Annotated in this window: 17 protein-coding genes; 2 read left to right on the top strand and 15 right to left on the bottom strand. The window is 71.9% G+C overall.

All coding sequences use genetic code 11. The annotated features are described in order from the left end of the window. The first annotated feature begins 30 nt into the window (after positions 1 to 30). Together OG718_RS16865 and OG718_RS16860 are read left to right on the top strand one after the other, a co-directional pair. Positions 31 to 1,371: a class I SAM-dependent RNA methyltransferase gene (locus tag OG718_RS16865; RefSeq protein ID WP_328844514.1), complete on the top strand. Its 1,341-nt coding sequence runs from the start codon at positions 31 to 33 to the stop codon at positions 1,369 to 1,371. Between the two features lie 268 nt (positions 1,372 to 1,639). Beyond that, positions 1,640 to 2,326, top strand: a complete 687-nt coding sequence (locus tag OG718_RS16860; protein WP_328847781.1) for a phosphatase PAP2 family protein — start codon at positions 1,640 to 1,642, stop codon at positions 2,324 to 2,326. Between the two features lie 7 nt (positions 2,327 to 2,333). On the opposite strand, the gene OG718_RS16855 is transcribed toward OG718_RS16860, so the two are convergent. Genes OG718_RS16855 through OG718_RS16785 form a run of 15 tightly spaced genes read right to left on the bottom strand, consistent with a single transcriptional unit; the run spans position 2,334 to position 20,999 of the window. Further along, positions 2,334 to 3,659 carry a glutamate-1-semialdehyde 2,1-aminomutase gene (locus OG718_RS16855; protein WP_328844513.1) on the bottom strand — a complete coding sequence of 442 codons (1,326 nt, stop codon included), beginning with the start codon at positions 3,657 to 3,659 and terminating at the stop codon, positions 2,334 to 2,336. A 7-nt stretch (positions 3,660 to 3,666) separates the two neighbouring features. After that, complete coding sequence (gene rfbC, locus OG718_RS16850; protein ID WP_143638276.1) at positions 3,667 to 4,218, bottom strand: dTDP-4-dehydrorhamnose 3,5-epimerase; 552 nt, start codon at positions 4,216 to 4,218, stop codon at positions 3,667 to 3,669. Beyond that, positions 4,215 to 5,453, bottom strand: coding sequence for a polysaccharide pyruvyl transferase family protein (locus tag OG718_RS16845; RefSeq protein WP_328844511.1), 1,239 nt, complete (start codon positions 5,451 to 5,453; stop codon positions 4,215 to 4,217). Before OG718_RS16845 ends, rfbC begins: the two co-directional genes overlap by 4 nt. Further along, a complete protein-coding gene (locus OG718_RS16840) occupies positions 5,450 to 6,397 on the bottom strand; it encodes a glycosyltransferase family 2 protein (protein WP_143638279.1) in 948 nt (315 codons plus the stop codon). Before OG718_RS16840 ends, OG718_RS16845 begins: the two co-directional genes overlap by 4 nt. Next, a complete protein-coding gene (locus OG718_RS16835; protein WP_143638281.1) occupies positions 6,394 to 7,668 on the bottom strand; it encodes a hypothetical protein in 1,275 nt (424 codons plus the stop codon). The genes OG718_RS16840 and OG718_RS16835 overlap by 4 nt, the downstream gene beginning before the upstream one ends. Positions 7,669 to 7,673: 5 nt before the next feature. After that, entirely contained in the window at positions 7,674 to 8,972 is a 1,299-nt protein-coding gene (locus OG718_RS16830; protein ID WP_328844510.1) for a DUF4910 domain-containing protein, read from the bottom strand. Next, complete coding sequence (locus OG718_RS16825; protein ID WP_306937208.1) at positions 8,969 to 9,994, bottom strand: NAD-dependent epimerase/dehydratase family protein; 1,026 nt, start codon at positions 9,992 to 9,994, stop codon at positions 8,969 to 8,971. Before OG718_RS16825 ends, OG718_RS16830 begins: the two co-directional genes overlap by 4 nt. A gap of 3 nt (positions 9,995 to 9,997) precedes the next feature. Beyond that, the gene (locus tag OG718_RS16820) at positions 9,998 to 10,660 is read right to left on the bottom strand and encodes a PIG-L deacetylase family protein (protein ID WP_328844509.1); all 663 of its coding nucleotides are present in this window, start codon (positions 10,658 to 10,660) and stop codon (positions 9,998 to 10,000) included. Next, positions 10,657 to 11,466: a glucose-1-phosphate cytidylyltransferase gene (locus OG718_RS16815; protein WP_328844508.1), complete on the bottom strand. Its 810-nt coding sequence runs from the start codon at positions 11,464 to 11,466 to the stop codon at positions 10,657 to 10,659. The genes OG718_RS16820 and OG718_RS16815 overlap by 4 nt, the downstream gene beginning before the upstream one ends. After that, entirely contained in the window at positions 11,463 to 12,698 is a 1,236-nt protein-coding gene (locus OG718_RS16810) for a class I SAM-dependent methyltransferase (RefSeq protein WP_143638289.1), read from the bottom strand. Before OG718_RS16810 ends, OG718_RS16815 begins: the two co-directional genes overlap by 4 nt. Further along, positions 12,695 to 13,936: a glycosyltransferase gene (locus OG718_RS16805; RefSeq protein ID WP_143638291.1), complete on the bottom strand. Its 1,242-nt coding sequence runs from the start codon at positions 13,934 to 13,936 to the stop codon at positions 12,695 to 12,697. The genes OG718_RS16810 and OG718_RS16805 overlap by 4 nt, the downstream gene beginning before the upstream one ends. 2 nt (positions 13,937 to 13,938) lie before the next feature. After that, positions 13,939 to 15,243 (bottom strand): O-antigen ligase domain-containing protein, encoded by a 1,305-nt coding sequence (locus OG718_RS16800; RefSeq protein ID WP_328844507.1) that lies wholly within the window; start codon positions 15,241 to 15,243, stop codon positions 13,939 to 13,941. A gap of 1 nt (position 15,244) precedes the next feature. Further along, a complete protein-coding gene (locus OG718_RS16795) occupies positions 15,245 to 16,786 on the bottom strand; it encodes a right-handed parallel beta-helix repeat-containing protein (protein WP_143638295.1) in 1,542 nt (513 codons plus the stop codon). After that, positions 16,783 to 18,798, bottom strand: coding sequence for an alginate lyase family protein (locus OG718_RS16790; protein ID WP_143638297.1), 2,016 nt, complete (start codon positions 18,796 to 18,798; stop codon positions 16,783 to 16,785). Before OG718_RS16790 ends, OG718_RS16795 begins: the two co-directional genes overlap by 4 nt. Further along, positions 18,795 to 20,999: a bi-domain-containing oxidoreductase gene (locus tag OG718_RS16785; RefSeq protein ID WP_328844506.1), complete on the bottom strand. Its 2,205-nt coding sequence runs from the start codon at positions 20,997 to 20,999 to the stop codon at positions 18,795 to 18,797. Before OG718_RS16785 ends, OG718_RS16790 begins: the two co-directional genes overlap by 4 nt. Positions 21,000 to 21,020: the final 21 nt, after the last annotated feature.

The following is a 21,020-nucleotide window of genomic DNA, read 5'->3' as shown; positions in this document are numbered from 1 at the left end:
TCCCCATTTCGCATCTGGAGTCACCCCGCCATGCAGGCAGAACCGAAGAAATCGCCGGCGGGGTCGCTCGTGGGTCAGGAGTACGAGGTCGAGATCGGCCCCGTCGCGCACGGCGGGCACTGCATCGCCCGTTCGGACGCCGGCCAGGTCCTCTTCGTACGGCATGCGCTGCCCGGCGAGCGGGTCGTCGTACGGGTGACGGAGGGCGAGGAGGACTCGCGCTTCCTGCGGGCGGACGCGGTGACCGTGCTGGAGCCGTCCAAGGACCGCGTCGAGGCGCCCTGTCCGTACGCCGGTCCGGGCCGCTGCGGTGGCTGCGACTGGCAGCACGCCAAGCCGGGCGCACAGCGGCGGCTCAAGGGCGAGGTCGTCGCCGAGCAGCTCCAGCGGCTCGCGGGCCTCACCCCGGAGGAGGCCGGCTGGGACGGCACGGTGATGCCGGCCGAGGGCGACAAGCTGCCCGCCGGTGAGGTCCCCGCGTGGCGTACGCGCGTGCAGTACGCGGTCGACGAGGACGGCAACGCCGGTCTGCGCCGCCACCGTTCGCACGAGGTCGAGCCGATCGAGCACTGCATGATCGCCGCGCCCGGGGTCTCCGAGCTGGGCATCGAGGAGCGCGACTGGTCCGGCATGGAGTCGGTCGAGGCGATCGCGGCGACCGGTTCACAGGACCGCATGGTGATCCTCGAACCGAGGCCCGGCGCCCGCCTGCCCCTCGTCGAACTCGACAAGCCCGTCTCCGTGATGCGCGTCGAGGAGCACGACGGCGGTATCCACCGGGTCCACGGCCGCGCCTTCGTCCGCGAGCGCGCGGACGGCCGTACGCACCGGGTCGGCAGCGGCGGCTTCTGGCAGGTCCACCCGATGGCGGCCGACACCCTGGTCAAGGCCGTCATGCAGGGCCTGCTCCCGCGCAAGGGCGACATGGCCCTCGACCTCTACTGCGGTGTCGGCCTCTTCGCCGGCGCGCTGGCCGATCGCCTCGGCGACAAGGGCGCGGTCCTCGGCATCGAGTCCGGCAAGCGCGCGGTGGAGGACGCCAAGCACAACCTCGCCGCGTTCGACCGCGTCCGCATCGAACAGGGCAAGGTCGAGGCGGTCCTCCCGCGCACCGGCATCACCGAGGTCGACCTCATCGTCCTCGACCCGCCCCGCGCCGGCGCCGGCAAGAAGACGGTCCAGCACCTCGCCTCACTCGGCGCCCGCAAGATCGCGTACGTCGCCTGCGATCCGGCCGCGCTGGCCCGCGACCTGGCGTACTTCCGGGACGGGGGATACCGGGTGCGGACGCTGCGGGCGTTCGACCTGTTTCCGATGACGCATCACGTGGAGTGCGTGGCGATCCTCGAACCGATCGCGAAGGGCGCCTGACCTGCAACCTCTCGGTGATGGGCATGAGTTCGGCCTGTTCCGGTGGGTGCAACGGGTGGATGTGGCGAACCCCGGCTGAGCGGCTGTCAGTCGTAGGGACGCGGGTGCGCGAGCGCGCTGGTGTCCGACGGCGGTTTGCCGCAATCGATTGTTGGCAAGGGTGGCAAGGGAGCAAGCAGAGACTGGTTCCGATGCCCTTGGCCAGGGTGATGAACAGCCTGGAGGGGAGGTGCATCGCATCTGCCGGACGGTCCGCGACGGTGGGCGGGTGAGCGGGCGGTCGGCGTCCGCGGTGCTGCCCCCATCGCTGCGCGCGTGGCTCGGGCCGATCGCGGCCCTCGCCGCGCTGGTGGTCCTCGCGCTCGGGGTTCTGTACGCCGGCCACAGCGAGTCCGGCAGGGTGGACAGGTGGCTCGTCCGGCCGACGGCGGACAGTGTGCGGCCGCCGTGGCGGAACGTCGCTCTGGCCACGGACTTCTTGGGAGAGCCCGCCGGAGCGGCGATCCTCGTCGTGGTTGCCGTGGCGGCCTGTCTGCTGCTTCGGCGTCCTCGCGCGGCGGTGCTCGTCGTTGCCGGTGCCGGCCTGACCGTGGCGACGACGACACTGCTCAAGTCCCTGGTGGGCCGCACCATCCACGGCGACGACAACCTGTCCTATCCGAGCGGCCACACCGCCTTCCTCACCGCGCTCGCCCTCGTGGTGGCGCTGCTCGCGACCGGTCGGCTCGGCCTCGGCAGGACGGTCGGCACGCTACTCGTGCTCGCCGCGGCGCTGGTCGCCGGCGCCGCCATGGGCTGGGCGCAGGTCGCCCTGGGCGCGCACTACCCGACCGACGTCCTCGGCGGCTGGTGCACCGCGCTGGCGGTCACACCGGCGACCGCGTGGCTGGTCGACCGGACGGCTGACCGGCTGGTCGACCGGACGGCCGACGCCGGTCGGCCGGAGCGTCGCTGACGTCACGTCACGCCAAGCGGCGGAATACGGGCTTCACCGGTCGTCCGCCCAGCCAGGGGGTGGGGTCGGCGGCGTCCAGTGCCTTCCGGTACACCGCGCATGCCTGGGCCACCACGTCGACGGTGCGGTCGATGTCGGCGTCGTCGAGCGCGCTGCTCACCACGAACGACGGGGCCAGCACCCCGCCCGCGAGGAGCCGACGCAGGAACAGGGTGCGGTACTCCTGCGACGGCTGCCCGTTTTCGTCGAGCGTGGCGAAGACCAGGTTGCTGGCCCGGCCCCGGACGACGACGTGGTCGCCGACGCCCATGCCGGCCGCGGCCTCGCGGACACCGGCGGCCAACCGATCGCCGAGGGCGTGCAGCCGCGCGGTGATGCCCTCCTCGGCATAGGTGGTCTGCACGGCCATCGCGGCGGCCAGCGAGTGCGTTTCCGCACCGTGCGTGGTGGACAGCAGGAACACCCGGTCGCCGGAGTGACGCAGCCCGCCGCGCTCCATCAGCTCGCGACGGCCGGCCAGCGCGGAGACGGCGAACCCGTTGCCCAGCGCCTTGCCGAACGTGGAGAGGTCGGGGACGACGCCGTACAGGCCCTGGGCGCCCGCCTCGGACCAACGGAGGCCGGTGATCATCTCGTCGAAGATCAGTACACAGCCGTGCCGGTCGGCCAGCTTGCGCAGGCCCGCGAGGTAGCCGGGCGGGGGCTCGGTGTGGGAGGCGGGTTCGAGGATCAGGCAGGCGACCTCGTCCCGGTACCGGGTGAGCAGCTCCTCCGTGGCGGCCAGGTCCCCGTAGGGAAACGCCACGGTGAGGTCGGTGGTCGCCGCCGGAATGCCCGCGGACATCGGCGTGGTGCCGATGAACCAGTCATCGGTGGAGAAGAACGGATGGTCGCCGCAGATGGCCACCCGCGGGCGCCCGGTGGCGGCGCGGGCGAGGCGCACGGCGGCAGTGGTGGCGTCGGAGCCGTTCTTCGTGAACTTCACCATCTCGGCGGTCGGTACCGTGGCCAGGAAGCGTTCCGCGGCCTCGACCTCCACGATGGACGGCCGGACGAAGTTGCTGCCGCGGTCGAGTTCCCGTCGCACCGCCTCGATCACGCGTGGGTGGGCGTGGCCGAGGCTGACCGACCGCAGGCCGGAGCCGTACTCGATGTAGCGGTTGCCGTCGACGTCCCACACGTGGGCACCGCGGCCGTGGCTGATGACCGGGGCCAGGTCTTCGGGGTACTGGTCGTCGCCCTTGGCGTAGGTGTGCGCGCCGCCGGGGATCAGGGCGTGCAGCCGCTCGTTCGCCGCCAGCGATCGGGGAAGGCTGAACTCTTCGGTGTCCACGGTGACTTCAGCTCTCCTTCTGCTTCAGGACCTCGGCGAGGCTCGGCGCCTCCCGGTCCCGTTGGGACATCGAGGCGGGCGGGAGCGGCCAGGGAATGGCGAGCTCCGGGTCGTCGAAGGCGATCGTCACGTCCTCGGCCGGATCGTGCGGGCGGTCGATCCGGTACGAGGTGTCGGCGGTCTCGGTCAGGGCCTGGAAGCCGTGGGCGCAGCCCGCCGGGATGTAGAGGGTCGTCTGCGTCTCGCCGGACAGCTCGAAGGTTGCCACGTTGCGGTACGTCGGTGAGTCCGTCCGCAGGTCCACGACGACGTCGAAGACCATCCCGTACGAGCACCGCACCAGCTTGGCCTCGCCGGCGCCGGAGCGCAGGTGCAGGCCGCGCAGCACGCCCCGGACCGAGCGGGACAGGCTGTCCTGGACGAAGGCGTCCGGGTCGAGGCCCACCGAGCGGACCACGTCGGCGTCGAAGGTGCGGCAGAAGAAGCCGCGTTCGTCGGCGTACGGCGTCGGCTCGAAGAGGTACGCGCCGGCGATCTCCGGGACTTCGGTCGCTTTCATGGAGTCTCCTGCCGGGCGTGGGCACGGTTACGGTCGGCCGTCGGGAACAAGGCCGAGGTCAATGCGCTGAACTGGTGCTCGAGTTGCCGGGCGGCGACCAGGTTCCGCTCGGCGAGGGTCCGCCGCAGCTCCGCCGATCGCTCCTCAAGCGCCCGGAACTGTTCGAGCAGCCGGTCGGCGTCGACCTCGCGGGCCGGGTGGCAGTACGCGGCAAGGCCCATCCGGTCCATGAGTGCGTCGCTCTTCGCCGCATAGCTGAGTGCGAGGGTCGGCGTGCCGACCTTCAGCGCGCAGACCAGGTTGTGGTACCGGGTCGCCACCACGGTGTCGGCAGCCGCCGTCTCCTTCATCAGGTCTGCGAGCGAGGCCGCCTCGGCGGCGGTGACCAGCGGCGAGTCCACCGCGTCGAGGATCGCGGCGACCACCGGCCGGTCGCACTCGTCTCCGGTGAGCAGCCGGACCGGCCTGCCGTCCTCGACCAGCGCGCGGACGAAGCGAGTTGTCCCATCGAGGTAGCGCCGGTGGATCTCCTCGGCCCGTGCGCGGTCGTCGTTGCCGCCGTGGAAGTCCATGACGCCGACGCAGACCGGTCCAGGCGGGCCCGAAGCCGCGCCTTCCAGCGGCGTCGGCAGGGCGAACGCGAGGTCCGGGTAGACCTCGTCGCGCGCGGTGTCCACGCCCATCGCCCGCATCGCGTCACGGGACAGGGTGTCCCGGTACGAGCGGTAGGCGGCCAGCCGCGCCGACCGGCGCACCAGGGCCCGGGTCGGCCGGTTGCCGATCGGGGCGGCGCCGACGCCGACCAGTGCAACCCGGGTGCCGAACAGCCGGCCGCTCGCGCAGAGCAGGAACAGCGAGTACGGGAAGCCCCACGGCCGCAGCGGCAGCGTGGCCTCCAGGACGCCCATGCCGGGCACGATCACCACCTCGTGCCGGCGCACCCAGGCGGCGGTGCGGAAGACGTCGACGAGTTTGCCCAGTCCCTTCCCGGTGATCGAGGCCAGGCGTGACGCGGTCCGGTACTCGCCGCGGTACCAGTGCAGCCGCGTCGCGGGGATGCCGTACCGGGCCGTGACGACCTCGGGTCCGCCGCACAGGGCGTCCACGACCGCCTCCGGGTGCTCGGCGCGGAGGTACCCGATGACGGCCTCCAGCGACCCGTCGTTGCCGAGATTGCCGGAGCCGAGCAGGCCGAACACCCCGACGCGCACCGGGGTTCGGTCCGCGCGTGTCATGCCTGCCGCCCCTCACGTCCGGCGACGAGGGCGTCGACGGAGACAGTGAGCCGGCCCGGGTCGACCGGGGCGCGGTCCTCGACCCGCTCGCCGGCACCCGGCCGGACCCGGCTGGTCATCCACGCGGCCAGGTGGCGGTAGCACGCGCGCCGGTCGGCCGGGGACAACGGCGCCCGCCGGACCGCCGAGACGAAGCCCCAGACGTACTCGGCGAGCAGCCGGGGCGTCGGGTGCAGCGGGCCTGCCCGGCGCGGGTCCAGGTTGACGCACCGGGAGCGCTTGGAAGGGTTCGCCCGCTCGGCGCGGGTGGGGTGGTCGCGGCGGAAGTACAGCAGCTCCGGGACCTGGTGGAAGGGCCCGTGCAGGGTGATCTCGGCGACGAACGTGCGGTCCGCGTGGTGGTAGCTGTCGTGCGGCTTCACCCGGCGCAGCACGTCGGCCCGCATCACACCGTAGAAGTCGTCGCCACCGGGCTCGAACAGCAGACTGCGGAAGCGCTCCGGCGCGTGTGGCGAGTCGGTGGCCAGCCCGTAGTCGTACGGGACCTTCACCTTGCCGTCCTCGTCGATGACCGCCTGGTCGCTGTGCGCGAGGATGACGTCCGGCCGCTCGTCCAGCGCCTGGACGCAGCGCCGCAGCAGGTCGCGGGCGTAGAGGTCGTCGTGCGAGGCCCACTTGAACAGCTCGCCGCGGCACTCGGTGAACACGTAGTTGTGGTTCGGTGCGGCGCCTATGTTCCGGGGCAGCCGGATGTACCGGATGCGCGAGTCCTGCGCGGCGTACTTGCGGCAGATGTCCTCGGTCCCGTCGGTCGAGGCGTTGTCCGAGATGACCAGCTCGAAGTCCTCGTAGGTCTGGCCGAGCAGGGCGTCGAGCGATTCGGCGAGGTACTCCTCGCCGTTGTAGACGGGCAGGCCGATGCTCAGCCGGGGAAGGGCGGTCATGGAGTCCTCACTTCGGGGATGGGGTTCCGGCGGCGCTCGCGCAGGGCGGACCGCAGCTGCAGCCACCACACGGCCGAGCCGCAGACGGTCGCGGCGGCGACGCCCCAGGCCGAGCCGACCGTGCCGGCCACGGCAGCACCGCCGAGCCCGCCGATGACGTAACAGGCGGAGGCGAACAGCTGGCTTCGCAGGCTGCGCCGGGCCGCGGCGAGTGCGCGCAGCCCGGCCGCCGCGCCGCTGCCGAGGCCGGCCCCCGCGACGCCGAGCGTCGCCGGCACGATCAGCTCCGAGGCAGAGCTCCAGACGCCGCCGAGCACGAACTCGCCGGCCCGGTCCGGCATCAGCAGCAGCGCCGCGCCCCAGAGCATCGCGGCGGCGGCCTGCCCGCCGCCGAGGAGAAGGCAGAATCTGTTCAGCTGATGCGGGGCCTGCCGCAGGACCCGTGCCGCTTCGGCGACGGTGACCAGCGACAGCCCCATCAGCAGAGCGAGGAACGGGCCGAGCAGGAGCTCGGCGCCCCGGACCGCGCCGACCGCGCCGACCCCGACGATGGCGCCGAGGCCGTACGCCCTCAGCTGGCTCGCGCCGCTGAGGCTGACGTTCTCGACCAGGTACCGGTAGCCGAGATCGCGCTGCTCGCGAAGCCACCCGCGCGCCCCGGTCGTCCGGGGGCGGATGCCCGACTGGAGGCAGCCGTACACCGCGGCCACCGTGGCGGACGCGCCCCAGGCGAGTACGAAAGCGGCCACGCTTCCCACGCGGGCCGCCACCACCATGGCCGGGACGAGCGCGACGCCCCACACCACGTCGTTGGCGAACGCCTTCTGCCCGTGCCCGGCGGCGAAGAACGCGAACCGCCAGGCGTCCTGCAGCAGCAGCGCAGGCAGTACGACGCCGAGGCAGACGAACGCGGGCCCCACACGGCCGCCCAGGCCAAGACCGACCAGCAGACACACTGCGCCGAGAGCGGCACCGATGCCGAGCGCGGCACCCGACGACCGGGCCGCCGCCGCGCGCCAGGAAGCGGTCGGCACGCCGCTGAAGCGCACCACGAGCGGGTCGGTGGCCAGGCCGCGGGAGACGTTGAGCACCACGCCGTAGGTCAGCCAGGCCAGGCTGAAGACGCCGAACGCGGCAAGCCCCAGCGAGCGTGCCACGTAGATCCCCACCGCGAAGTTGGTCATGCTGGAGGCCGCCTGGTCGGCCAGTCCCCAGGACAGACGGCCGACCATGGCCCGCTTGGCGGTCCGATTCCCTCCCTCGGTGGCCATCGGCGTCACGCCTTGATCAGCCCGGCGCCGTGCAGGGCGTCGGCCGCGGCGGCGACGGCGTCGAACGGCAGCCCGGACCGCTCGGCGACGTCCAGCAGACTGTGCTCGCCGTCGGAGAGACTGAGCACCCAGAGCATGGCCATCTCGGCCTGCTTCGCGTCGCTGCGGCCGCCGAGCGAGTCGTACAACCCCCGTCGGCCCAGCTGTGGTTCGCCGTAGGGGCTGAGGTTGACGTACCGCCGGTTGCCGTCGAGGACGGCGAACGCCTCGCGGCAGACGGCGAGCGTGTCCTCCATCGCGTCCGGGGAGACGAAGTCCGGGTTGTCCGCCGAGGTGTGGTACTCGGGGTAGCCGGCGTACGGGGTCCGGCTGAGCGAGCCCACGCCGAGATCGAATCCGGGCGAGCAGTACTGCCGCTCGTCGTAGCCGTACGGAGTGAACTCGTTGACGCGGTGCGGGCGTTCGGAGGCGCTGAGCACGTGCCGCATCACCCGGTCGATCTCCGCGTCGCCGCGCCTGCTCTGCTTGTACGTCAGCCGGCCCGGGTCGCCCGCGCAGGCCAGCACGAGCCCGTGCTTGACCCGTTCCACCCGCTCCGCGTTGCGGGCCAGCCAGGTGATCGCCCCGATGGTGCCGGGCGCGTAGATGAACCGGTAGGTGTAGTACGGCGTCCGCTGGGCCAGCGCCCGGGCCAGGAAAGTCGCCACCGCGATGCCGGCCAGGTTGTCATTGGCCAGCGACGGGTGGCAGACGTGGCAGGAGACGATCACCTCGTCGGAGACCTGCCCGGGGACCACGTGCTCGGCGTAGGTGAGGTGGCCGTCGGCGAGTGTGGAGTCGACGCGCACCTCGTAGTCGCCGTCCGGCATCGCGTCCAGGGTCTCCTGGGCCAGGCAGAATCCCCATTCCGGCTTGTAGTAGCTGGTGCGGTACGGCACCCATGCCGGGTGGTCCGGCAGGGTGTGCAGGTGCGCGCGGAGCTCGGCCAGCGGCATGGTCGCCGACACCGGCACGCTGTAGCCGAGCACGTGCAGGCTGGACGCGGCGAAGTCGACGACCCGGTGGCCGGCCGTGTCGGCGATGTACGCGTCCCGGATGTTCCACTCCTGCGGCACCGTCCAGTCGAGCACCTGCGTCCCGGTCGGCACCTCGTGCACCTGCAGCGGGACGTACTCGCCGATGATCTCCAGGGTGGCGCGCACACCGTCGCCGGTGATGCTCCGGCACAGCGGGTACAGCCGCTCCACCAGCGCGTGCATCTGATCGCCGGCCCCGGTCGTCATCTGCTCGCCGGCCGCGGTCATCCGCGCCGCCGCAGGGTGTCGTCGACGGTGCCGGCCTCGGACGCCGCGCGCAGCACGGCGAGACGGGTGAAGCGCCGCTCGAAGTCCTCCTTGGTCAGCCCGAACTCCCGGTAGGCGTCGGCGAGTTCGAGCGCGCCCTGCTTGACCGTCCACTCGCAGTCGAAGCCGGGGATCGCGGCGCGGAACCGGGAGAAGTCCACCCGGTACGACCGCGGATCGGCGCCGTGCTCCCCGGTGATCACCACCTTCGCCCCGGAAACCGCCTCGGCGACCTGCTCAGCGATCTCTGCGACCGTGACGTTGTTGACCTCGCTGCCGATGTTGAACGCCCGGTCGTGCACCGCTTCCCGCGGCGCGGTCAGCGCGGCCGCGAAGGCCCGTGCGATGTCGGCGGCGTGGACCAGCGGGCGCCAGGGGGTGCCGTCGGAGAGCACGAGGACCTCGCCGGACAAGAGGGCGTGCCCCACCAGGTTGTTCAGCACGATGTCGGCGCGCAGCCGGGGCGAGTAGCCGAATGCGGTGGCGTTGCGCATGAACACCGGGCTGAAGTCGCCGTCGGCCAGCGCGTGCAGGTCGTCCTCCACCCGCACCTTGGACTCCGCGTACGGCGTCACCGGGCGCAGCGGGGCGTCCTCGGTCACCAGGCCCTCCCCGCCGGCGGCGCCGTAGACCGAGCAGGTCGACGCGTACAGGAAGCGCCGTACGCCGGCCTCGCGGGCCAGCCGGGCCAGCCGTACGGACGCGTGGTGGTTGATGTCGTAGGTGAGGTCCGGCGCCAGTGATCCCAACGGGTCGTTGGACAGCGCGGCCAGGTGGATCACGGCGTCCACCCCGGCCACGTGTTCGGCCGTGACGTCGCGCAGGTCCACCCGATGCCCGGGCGGGTCCACGGGCGGCGTGCCGAGGACACAGTCGGCGAACAGGCCGGCGTCAAGACCGACGACCTCGTGCCCGGCGGCCGTGAGTACCGGGGCCATCACGGTGCCCAGGTATCCCTGGTGTCCGGTCAGCAGTACGCGCAAGGTTCATTCCCCCACATTGAAAGTGCCCAGATTGAGAGTGAGTTTGGTGACGGCGAAAGCCTCGGCGTAGCGCGCATGGCATTCGATGCCGCGGATCCGGGCCAGACCGAGGAAGGCCTCCCGGTCGTACCAGGGCCGGTGCCGCTGCGAGGGGTAGTGCTCCTGCAGCAGCCGCACCTTCTGTTCGGCGATCTCCTCAGACAGCGGCTGGTACGCCGTGGGGCGGCCGAGATCGCCGTCCCACTTGACGATCTCGTAGCCGAGCACGAGGTGGTCACGGAACGCGGTGGGTATCAGCTTCGCCAGGCCGCGGTGATCCTGGTGCGCGTCATCGGTGCGCGGGGCAAGGACGAGATCCGGTTCAGTTGCCGCCCGCAGTTCCTCGACCGCGGCCTTGGCCTCCTCCCAGTGCGCGGGCAGCCGGCCGTCCGGCAGCTTGTGCACGGTCAACCGCAGGTCGGCTCCGGGGCAGAAGGCGGCGAGCGCGGCCTGCTCCTCCTGTTCCCGCTCGCTGCCACCGCCGGAGAGCACCAGCGCGTCGACGCGGACACCCGGCCGCGCGAGGCACATCGCGAGCAGCGTGCCTCCTGCGCCGATGGCGATGTCGTCGCAGTGCGCGCCCACCGCGACGATCCGGTCCAGGCCCCCGGCGCCGAGCCGGATCATGCGGTCCTCACTCCGGCGCTCGCCTTCGCGCCGTCCCGCTCCCACACGGCCCACGGGCGGTCGCCCCGGGCGTACGCGTCGTCGAGCGCGGCCCGCTCCTTCACGGTGTCGGTCGGCTTCCAGAAGCCGCGGTGCTGGTGTGCCACCAACCGTCCGCGCTTGGCCAGTTGGGCGCATCCGTCGGCGACCAGGTCCCCGCCCTCCGGGATGTGGTCGAAGACCTCCTGGCGGAGCACGAAGTAGCCGCCGTTCTCCCACAGCGGCATGTCGCTCACCGCGGTGATGCCCCCCACCAGGCCGTCGTCGCCCAGGTCCACACAGTGGAACGAGGACTGTGGCGGCACCACCATCATCGACGCACCGGCGTCGCGCCCGGCGAACTTTTCGATCATCTCCGGCAGCGGGGCGTCGGTGAGCACGTCGGCGTAGTTCGCGAGGAACATCTCGTCGCCGTCCAGGTGGTGCCGCACCCGGCGCAGCCGCTCCCCGATCGGCGACTCGATGCCGGTCTGCACGAACGTGATCGTCCAGGAGGCGATGTCGGTGGACAGCAGCTCGGTCTGTCCGTTGCGCAGCACGAAGTCGTTGGACGTCGTCTCCTCGTAGTTGAGGAAGAAGTCCTTGATGTGGTGGGCCCCGTACCCGAGGCACAGGATGAACTCCGTGTGCCCGAAGTACGCGTAGTAGCGCATGACGTGCCAGATCAGTGGCCGCGGGCCGACCATCGCCATCGGCTTGGGCATGTCGTCGGAGGTTCCGCTGCGCATACGCAGCCCATAACCGCCGCAGAACAGTACGACCTTCATGGCTTGACCTCGACAATGCTCAGTTCCGGGATGGGAAAGACCAGCCGGCCGCCCCAGGCGTGCACGAAGGACAGTTGCTCGACCAGCTCGGCCCGCAGGTTCCACGGGAGGACGAGGACGTAGTCCGGTTCGTCGGCGGCTATCTGCTCGGGCGGCAGGATCGGGATGCGGGTGCCCGGGGTGAACCTGCCGTGCTTGTAGGGATTGCGGTCGACCGTGTACGCGAGCAGGTCGGGCCGGATGCCGCAGTGGTTGAGCAGGGTGTTGCCCTTGCCCGGCGCGCCGTAGCCGACGACCGTCTCGCCGCGCTCGGCCGCGTCGATGAGGAACCGCAGCAGGTCCCGGCGCACCTTGGCCACCTGAGCGGAGAACTCGGTGTACCCGGACAGCTCCTGCAGTCCGGCGGCCTTCTCCCGGGCCAGCACGTCGGCCACCCGCCGGGTCGGCTCGCCGGCCACCCCGGCCGGCCGGGCCCACAGCCGGATGGAGCCGCCGTGCGTGGGCAGCAGTTCGACGTCCACGAGCGAGAGTCCGCCGCTCGCCAGCGCCCGGGCCGCGGACGCGACCGTGTAGTACTGGAAGTGCTCGTGGTAGATCGTGTCGTACTGGTTCTCCTCGATCAGGGTCAGCAGGTGCTGCACCTCGATGGAGACCCAGCCGTCGTCGGCGACCAGGGCGCGCAGCCCCTGAGTGAACCCGACCACGTCGGGGATGTGCGCGTACACGTTGTTGGCCACGACCAGGTCCGCCGGGCCGTGCTCGGTGCGGACGTCGGTGCCGGTGGCCGGGTCCAGGAACTCCGTGAGCGTGGGTACACCCGCGTCCCGCGCCGCGGCGCCGACGTTCACCGACGGCTCGATGCCGAGGCAGCGGATACCGCGGTCCACCATGTGCCTCAGCAGGTACCCGTCGTTGCTCGCGACCTCGACCACGAAGGCGTCCGTCCCGAGATCCAGCCGTTGTACGGCGTCGGCGACGAAGGTACGCGCGTGCTCCACCCAGGAGGTCGAGTAGGAGGAGAAGTACGCGTACTCGCTGAACGTCTCCTCCGGCGTGATCAGCGGAGGAATCTGCGCGAGCCAGCAGTCGGTGCAGACCCGCAGATGCAGCGGGAACGCCGGCTCCGGCCGGTCCAGTTGGTCCGCGGCGAGAAAACTCTCGCACGGCGGGGTCGCTCCGAGATCGACGACGCTCTCCAGCGCCGCCGAGCCGCAGAGTCGGCATCGTGTCATTTACTGCCCCCCATTGATTCGGTCCCCACCGGCGGCGGGGTGTCCCTGCCGCCGGACCGACCCGCGATCGCGGTGCGGTACCCCTCCACCAGGCGCTCAAGGCCGACGGCCGGGCTGAAGCCCTGCTCGTAACGGCGCCGGGCCGCCTGGCCCATCTCCCGGTTCCGGGCCGGCTCGGCCGCGATCCGGCGTATACAGGACGCGAGCGAGGCGGGCTCGCCCGGTCGGTGAAGGAAGCCGGTCACCCCGTCCTCGACGAGTTCGACGAAGGCGCCGTGACCGGCGGCGACGGTCGGCACCCCGGCCGCCATCGCCTCCACGACCACCAGTCCGAACGCCTCCAGCCACGTCGAGGGAGCCACCACGGCCACCGACCGCGCGACGGCCTCCCGGCACTCCGCCGTGTCGTACAGGCCGACGTACCGCACGTCGTCCCGGCCCGCCGCCCAGGCGGTCACCTCCGGCTCCAGCGGCCCCGTGCCGGCGATCACGAGCGGCACGCCCACACCGCCGCTCGCCGCGAGCTCGTCCCACGCGGCCATGAGCAGCCGCACGCCCTTGGCCTCCGCGAGCCGGCCGAGATAGAGCAGATGCTCGCCGTCGCCCGTTCGGCAAGTGCCCGGCTCCGGCACGAAGTTGTGCTTCACCGCCAGCCGCTCGGCCGGCATGCCGGACCGCACCAGGACGTCGCGCTGCGCCGCGGAGATGCAGAAGAACCGCTCCACACCCGACCACCACCGCCGCCGGTTGACCGACAGACTGACCGCGAGCGGCACCGTCGCAAGACGCGAACTCCGGTAGCAGCCGTGCCGGACGGCGGGCAGCGGCGCCCTCCCGACGCACTCGGTGCACGGCCGGCCGTCCCGTTGCAGCGTGCCGGGCGGGCAGACCTGGGTGTAGTTGTGCAGCGTGGCGACGGCGGGCACACCGGCGTCGGCGCAGGCGGCCAGGACCGCGGGCGACAGGAGCGGGAAGACGTTGTGGACGTGCACCACGTCCGGTCGCTCCGCGCGAAGCCGGGCCGCGAGCTCCGAGCGGACCGCCGGGTTCCACGGCACGAGGAGCGGCAGCGCGGCCTTGGAAAGGAGGGACCGGGCGGCGATGTCGTCGCTGCGCCGCTCGAACACCTCGACCCGGTGACCGGCCCCGCGCAGCAGCGCGACCTCCTGGTCGACGACCTTGTTCTCCCCGCTCGGCTGCGCCGAGGCGTAGCGGTTGTGCACCACGAGGACGTGCATGCTCAGGTCACCTCCGATCTCCGGGCCCATCGCGGGACGGGCCGTCGAGGGACTTCGGGCGTCGGGAGGGGAGCGGCCGCGGCAGGTACCGCAAGGAGCGAGGCGGCCAGGGCCAGATGCAGCAGATACGGCGAGGCGTCGCCGAGCCCGGCCTCGGTGTACGACGCGATCGCGCAGTAGCTGATCAGGAAGATCGCGCAGGCCCTCTGCAGCGACGGTGGCCGCAGCAACGCGACGACACCCAGCACGATGATGATCGCCGCCACCAGGACGACGCCGGTCAGACCCTGCTCCTGGTAGACGGCCAGCCAGCTGTTGTCGATCGGCAGCCCGCCGAACGACTTGTCGCCAAGACCCGCGCCGAACAACTGCTCCGAGGTCGTCCTGGGCGCTGCCAGCAGGGCGTCCCACACCTTGGCCCGACCGGTGAGGCTGGTGAAATTCTCCTGGCTCTGTCCGCGCAGGAACCACGCCTGCAGTGCGGAGCCGAACCCCACCGCGGCCACCGCGGCGCAGAGCACCGTCCAGGTGAAGAACCGGCGGGCGGCGGCGCTGGTCAGGACGAGCGAGCCGATCGCCAGCGTCAGCCCGATGAGCAGGCCGAGGGTGGCCGTCCGGGTATGGGTCAACGCGAGCAGGACGAGTGACGGCACGATGACCACGGCCGCGCCTGTCCTGTCGGTCCGGCGGCCCAGTACGAGCAGCACGGTGAGCCCGATGATCACCGCGGCGTACTGGCCGATCTGCGGCGGGGTGAGCGGCCACAACGCGCCGACCAGGCGCCCGCCGTAGAGCTCGGGCAGGGCCGCGCCCGGCGACACGACCAGGCCGGCGGCCACCGACCCGAGCACCGCGAAGTACATCCGGATGTGGTGCCGTACGAACGTCAGGCCGCCGTCCCACCAGCGGCTGAGCAGCCACAGCGTGCCGATGAAGAGAGCCAGCCGGGTGCAGCGGAACAGCGCGCCCAGCCCGGACTCCAGCTGCAGGCTGGAGATGAGGCTCGGCACCAGCAGCAGGGTGAGCAGGAGCACGAAGGAGCTGGCCCGTATGCGCAGCCGGAGATTGACCGCGAGTGCCAGTGTGAACGCGGCGACCAGCGCGCCCATGGTGACCAGTTGGATGAGGGAGCGGGGCAGCGGAACGATGGTCTTCGCCCCGGCGGAGCCGAGCGTGTTGAGGATCAGCAGCCCCCAGACGATCCCGACGATCCTCGGTGTGCCGGCGGGGCGCGGTTCGGCGCCGGGCCGCGTGCCCGCCGTGTCCGCTCCGCCCGGCGGCCCACCGTGCCGCAGCTCCCCGCCCATCTCAACCACCGGCCCGTGGGCCGAGGGTGCTGCCCGTGTCCTGCTGGTAGGTCCTGCCCTGCCACTCCCCGAAGCCGAGCACCCGGCCCGGGTCGTGGGCGACGAACTTCCACGGTCCGAGGTAGACGTTGTCGTGCCAGCGGTTGTGCTGTTTGCGGGTGATCGCGTCGGCCACCCGCTCGCCCTTGTACGGCGACCAGTCCGGATAGGTGCCGTAGTTGGACAGCACCGCCATTCGGTCGCACATCGTCGTGCAGTCGACGACGGACTTGTCCAGCACGAAGCGGTTGTCGTGGATGTCCACCCGCTGGGTCTTCCACCGGCAGTCGGCGTAGAGCGGTGGCTTGGCGATGCCCGGCTGCGCGCAGCGGTCGGAGTTCCGCACCAGCAACGTGCAGTCACCGGACGAGGTGTTGGCCGGGCTGTTGCAGAACCGGTCGGCGTTCTCCCACAGGGTGATTCCGGACCAGTTGTTCTCCAGCAGGTTCCCGTGGACCTCGATCTTGTCGGTACGGGCTCGGATCCGTGGTTCGCCGCCGGACTCGGACAGGTAGACGGTCGCGTACGGGAAGTCGTCTCCGCCGTCGGCCCCCTTGCGGCCCTCGACCCAGTTGTTCCGCCGGATCGTGTTGTTCCGGATCACCGCGTTGTAGCTGGTCTCGTAGATCAGCGCGGCACCGTCGTTGGCCTCGATCACGTTGTTCTCGATGCGGAAGTCGTTGTTGTTCGTGTCCGCCCACAACCCCGTTCCGCGGTTGTCGTGCACCCAGTTGCCGCGTACGTCGGCGCCGTTGACGGCCCAGAACTTGATGCCTCCGGTGCAGCCGCAGCCCTCCTTCCGCCGCTCCCAGTCGCCGGTGTTGTTGCCCACGATCTCGTTGCCCTCGACCACCAGGCCGCGGATGGAGTCGCCGGCCTTGTACGCGTTCATGCCGTACTGGCCGTTGTCGCGCAGGCAACTGGCGCGGACCTGCTGACGGGCACCGGCCATCAGCCCGGCGGCGGAGTTGTACTGGATCGTCGCGTGCTCGATCACCCACCCGTCGGCCGAGTCATGGTTGACCACGCCCTCGTCGTGCGGCGCGACGAAACGCTGCACGGTCAGGTAGCGGATGGTGACGTTGCCGGCACTGCCGCCGAACGCGTACTGGTTCTTCTTCCGGCCGTCGAGCACCGCGCCCGGCGCGCCGAGATAGCGGTTCCCCTTCTTGGGGATGACCTGGGCGTAGCGGTCCGGATCGAGCCTGTGCTTGCCCGGCCGAAGCCAGAACGTGGTCTTCGGGGGGCTGCTCCTGGTCTTCGCGGCCAGGTCACCGACCACCGCGGGGTCCACCGTCACCGCGCCCGCCGGCGCCTTCGCCGGTCCGGCCGCGGGCTCGGCGCACACCCGGGCCACCGATCGGGTCGCGGACGGGGCGGATGCGGACGCCGGGGCCTTCGGCTCCGCCTTGGCGCCCTGCGAACCGTCGCAGCCGGTCACCGTCAGCAGGGCCAGTGCCAGCGGTGCCGCCGCCGGCGCCCAGTGCCGCCTCTTGACGCTCACTCGTCCCCCGGGCCGCGGAACCTGAGCACAGTGGTGAACTCCCCCAACGGCGCGGAGCCGTCGGCGAAGCCGGTGCCGACCAGCGTCGTGGCGGGTTCCTTGCGCCCGAAGCCGGGGGAGTACCAGCCCAGCGGCGGGTCGGTCTCGCCGCGATGCGACCGCCAGCTCAGCTGCCCGGGCAGGTCGAGCACCGCGGAACGGTCCTCGCCGTCCCGGGTCCAGGTGAGCACCGCCCGGTCGTCCGTCAGGTCCGCGGCGATCGCGGGGCCGAGGTGGAACGCCAGCCGCACGGCACGGCGCGGTCCGTGTCGGCCGCGGACCTCGTCGACGACCCTCAACTCCTGGCTGGCGCCCGTCAGTTCCACCCGGCGGCGGTGCACCGCGCCGTCGGTGCGCCGGTAACCGTCGTGCTCGGCACACCAGTGGGCCGTCCCCCCGTCGGAGGCGTCGGACGTGTCCGCGACCAGGACGCGGCTGCGGGCCTGCCGGGTCCACAGGAACGGGCCGCCGGAGACGGACTGGTCATCGCCGTCCAGCTGCAGGGTGTTGTGGCCGAGGGTCGAGCGGAAGTACTGCCGCCACTCGGGCTGCCCGTGGTAGCAGAACGTCCCCGGGTCGGCGAGCACGTCGACCCCGTCGTGCCGGACCTCCACGGACAGCGCGTCCGCGTGGGCATGAGCGGCGATGGACAAGAAGCCGTGCGGACCACCGTCGCAGCGGCACCAGATCTCCGCCGGACCGCGCAGGATCGTCATGCCCGCGTCGGCGAAGTGGCCCGGCCGGCTTGCCGGACGGGTCGCGGCCGGTGCCGTTCCATCTTTCGGGTACGGACGGATGAGCGCGGCCAGCAGCGGGGTGCGCACATCGGTGCCGGTCACCTCCGGCCACCACGCGAGCCGGCCGAACACGGCGTCCCCGGTGGTCAGCAGCGAGGCCCAGCGGTCGGTGCCCGCGCCGTCCACGACCAGACCGTGCCCGTCGTCCGCGTCCCCCTGGCGTGGGGGCCGTAGCCGGTTGTCCACCACGGCCGCGAGCGCGTCGGTCATCCGCAGCAGCACCAGCCGGACCGTCGCGGGGACCGGCACGTCGGCGGCGTCCGCCTCGGCCACCGCGGCCAGACCGAGTTCCAGCACGAGTCCGTGGTACTCGGTGGCCAGCTCGCGGTTGAGGCCGGAGGGGAAGGTGTTGCTTCGCAGGTGCCGCTCAAGGGATCGCAGCGCCTCGGCTCCCCAGCGCGCCGAGGAGGGGAACCACCCGAACGCGCAAGCCGCCGCGAACTGCCCGGCGGCCTCGGCGACGACGTGGTTGTTCGCCGAAGACCCCCGGCTGGGGAAGGCGGCCAGCCAGCGCTGGTGGTGCCAGATCTGGTTCAGCGCCACCGGGTTGCCCTCGAAAAGACCGGCCGCGCCCGGCCAGCCGTCGAGCAGCCGGCGGATCCACACCCAGGACAGCAGCCGGATGCCCAGCTCGATGCCGCTGATCCAGTGCACGCCGCGCAGCGGTGGGTTGGCCGTCCACCACGACCGCAGGTGCTCGGCCACGCGCTCGGCGTACCGCTCGTTCCCGGTGATCGCGTAGGCGGCGGCGAGCTGGGTGAGGTACTGATGCCGGGACGGCTCCCAGATCTGCTTGATGTCCCCGACCGCGTCCTCGTTCCGGTACGGCACGTCGAAGGCGTAGCCCCACGGGGCCCGGCGCCCGGTCTTCGGGTCGGACCACCAGTCCGGGTCGGTCAGGTCGTGGCGGGCCACCCCGAAGAACTCGGCGTGGCCGTCCATCAGCCGGTCCGCCTCGGCGACGAGGCGTTTCGCGGCGTCCGAAGGTATCGCGGCGATCGTCCCGGCGGGCAGTACCGCGGTGAACCGGGCGCCGGTCACGCTCGGGCAGTTGGGCGGCTCCGACCGCCACCGCCGCCTGCGCACCGCGTCGGCCGCCCGGCCCCCGACCTCCCGCGGCCCCATCCGGGACAGGCGCCGCAGGTACCAGCCCGGACTCCCCGAGTTCACAGTCATCGCGCCCTCGCCAACGTCACCGGCGCGCCGCCGGCCAGGCCGGTCCCCACGGCGAGGGTGGCCGACGTGGTGGCGACCAGCGACTCCAGCGGCACCGGCATCGGCCCGCCGGTCCGCACGGCCTTGATGAACGCGGCCAGCTCGGCGTTCTGGCCCTTGTCCCGGGCCTTGGGCAGCCGCGAGCTGACCCACTGCTTGCGGCCGGCTGTGCCGTCCGAATACACGGAGGCACGGACGAAGTCGTCGAGCCGCAGCACCTTGCCGTCCGCGATGAGGTCCAGCGTCTCCTTGGGGAAGCCGGCCGCGCCTGTGGTGACGTAACTGATGGTGGCGGTGGACCCGTCCGGGTAGCCCAGCACTATCTGCAGGTCCTCGTTGCCGGACGTGGCGACCGCGTAGACCGAGACCGGGTCCGCTTCGAGCAGCCAGCTCGCCGTGTCGATGAAGTGTCCGCCCTCACCGGCGAACCGTGAGCCCTCGGTGCCCTGTTGGAGGTACCAGCTGCCGTGCCCCAGCCGGCCCGCGTTGACCAGATAGCGGAGGCTCGCCGGACCGGTCCGGGCGCCGAACCGCTTCCTGGCCTCCTGCAGCAGCGGTGCGAACCGGCGGTTGAAGCCCACCTGCAGCCGGTCGTTGCCGGACTCCTCCACCGCGGCGAGCACGCCGGCCAGCTCGTCCTCGGTGAGGGCCAGGGGCTTCTCCACGAACACCGTCTTGCCGGCAAGGAGGGCTCTGCGGGTCAGTTCGGCGTGCGAGCTGTGCCGGGTGACCACGAACACCGCGTCGATGGACTTGTCGCCGAGCACGGCGTCGAGATCGGTGGTCGCCTCGGCGAAGCCGAACTTCCGCTGCGCGTTGGCCGCGGACAGCGCCGTGGTGGTGACGACGGTCGACAACTCGACGCCGTCACGCTGGGCCAGGTGCGGCAGCAGCATCGACGTCGCGTAGTTTCCCGCGCCGACGAACGCGAGGCGCACCGGCGTCTTGGCGGACCGGGCCGGGGCGGACGCCGTGCCGCTGCGTCGCACCGCGGGTACGGCCACCGTCGGGGCCGCCGCTTCCCCCGCCTCCTCCTTCTGCCCGGGGTACCGGAACAGCACGGCCACGGCCTTCAGGTCGCCGTCCTTCAGGCGCTGGTACGTCTCGACGGCGTCATCGAAGTCGGCGACGTGGGACACCAGGGGCTCCACGTCGACCCTGCCGCGGGCGAGGAGATCGAGGAAGCACGCCAGGTTGCGGCGCTCGGTCCAGCGCACATAGCCGATCGGGTAGTCGCGCCCCTCCAGCTCGTACTCCGGGTCGTAGCGCCCTGGGCCGTACGAGCGGGAGAACCGGACGTCGAGCTCCTTCTCGTAGTACGCGTTCCACGGCAGGTCCAGGCGGCACTTGCCGATGTCGACGACCCGGCCGCGGTCCCGGCAGAGCCGCGCGGCCAGCTCGACGGGCTGGTTGCTGCCGCCGCCGGCGGCCAGGTACACCTGGTCGACGCCGTGACCGCCGGTGAGTTCGGCGACGGCGGCCTCCACGGCCGTGGACGCGGGATCACCGCAGGCGTCGGCGCCCAGGCGCTCGGCCAGCTCGCAGCGCACCGGGTCGGGGTCGACGCCGACGACGCGGACCCCCGCGGCGGCGAGGAGCTGCACCACCAACTGCCCGATCAGCCCGAGGCCGATGACGAGGGCCACCTCGCCGAGCTGCGGCTCGCCTCGGCGGACGCCCTGCATCGCGATCGACCCGACGGTGCCGAAGGCCGCGTGCCGCGGCGCGAGGCCGTCCGGCACCGGGGTGTAGAGGTTCTTCGGCACCCAGTTCAGCTCGGCGTGCAGCGCGTGCTCGTTGCCGGCGCAGGCCACGAGGTCGCCGGCCTTCACGTCGTCGATCCCGGCGCCGACCTGCTCGACCACACCGCACAGCGAGTAGCCCAGCGGCGTGTAGGAGTCCAGCTTGCCCATCACCTTGCGGTAGGTGGCGGGCACCCCGTTGGTGGCCACGCTCTGCATGACCTTGGCCACCTGGTCCGGCCGGGAGCGGGCCTTGCCCAGCATCGACATACCGGCCTCGGACACCTTCATGAGCTCGGTCCCGGTGGATATGAGCGAGTAGGCCGTGCGGACAAGGACACCGCCCGGCTTGCACCCCGGCACCGGCACGTCGAGCACCGCCAGCTCGCCGCTCTTGTAGTTCTGAACAACCTGTTTCACCCGAAGTCCCCTTGTTTCTAC

It is taken from the genome of Streptomyces sp. NBC_00258 (genome assembly GCF_036182465.1).
Classification (GTDB): Bacteria; Actinomycetota; Actinomycetes; order Streptomycetales; family Streptomycetaceae; genus Streptomyces.
Note: the sequence above shows the minus strand (reverse complement) of the source record. Positions and strands in the feature narration are given on the sequence as shown.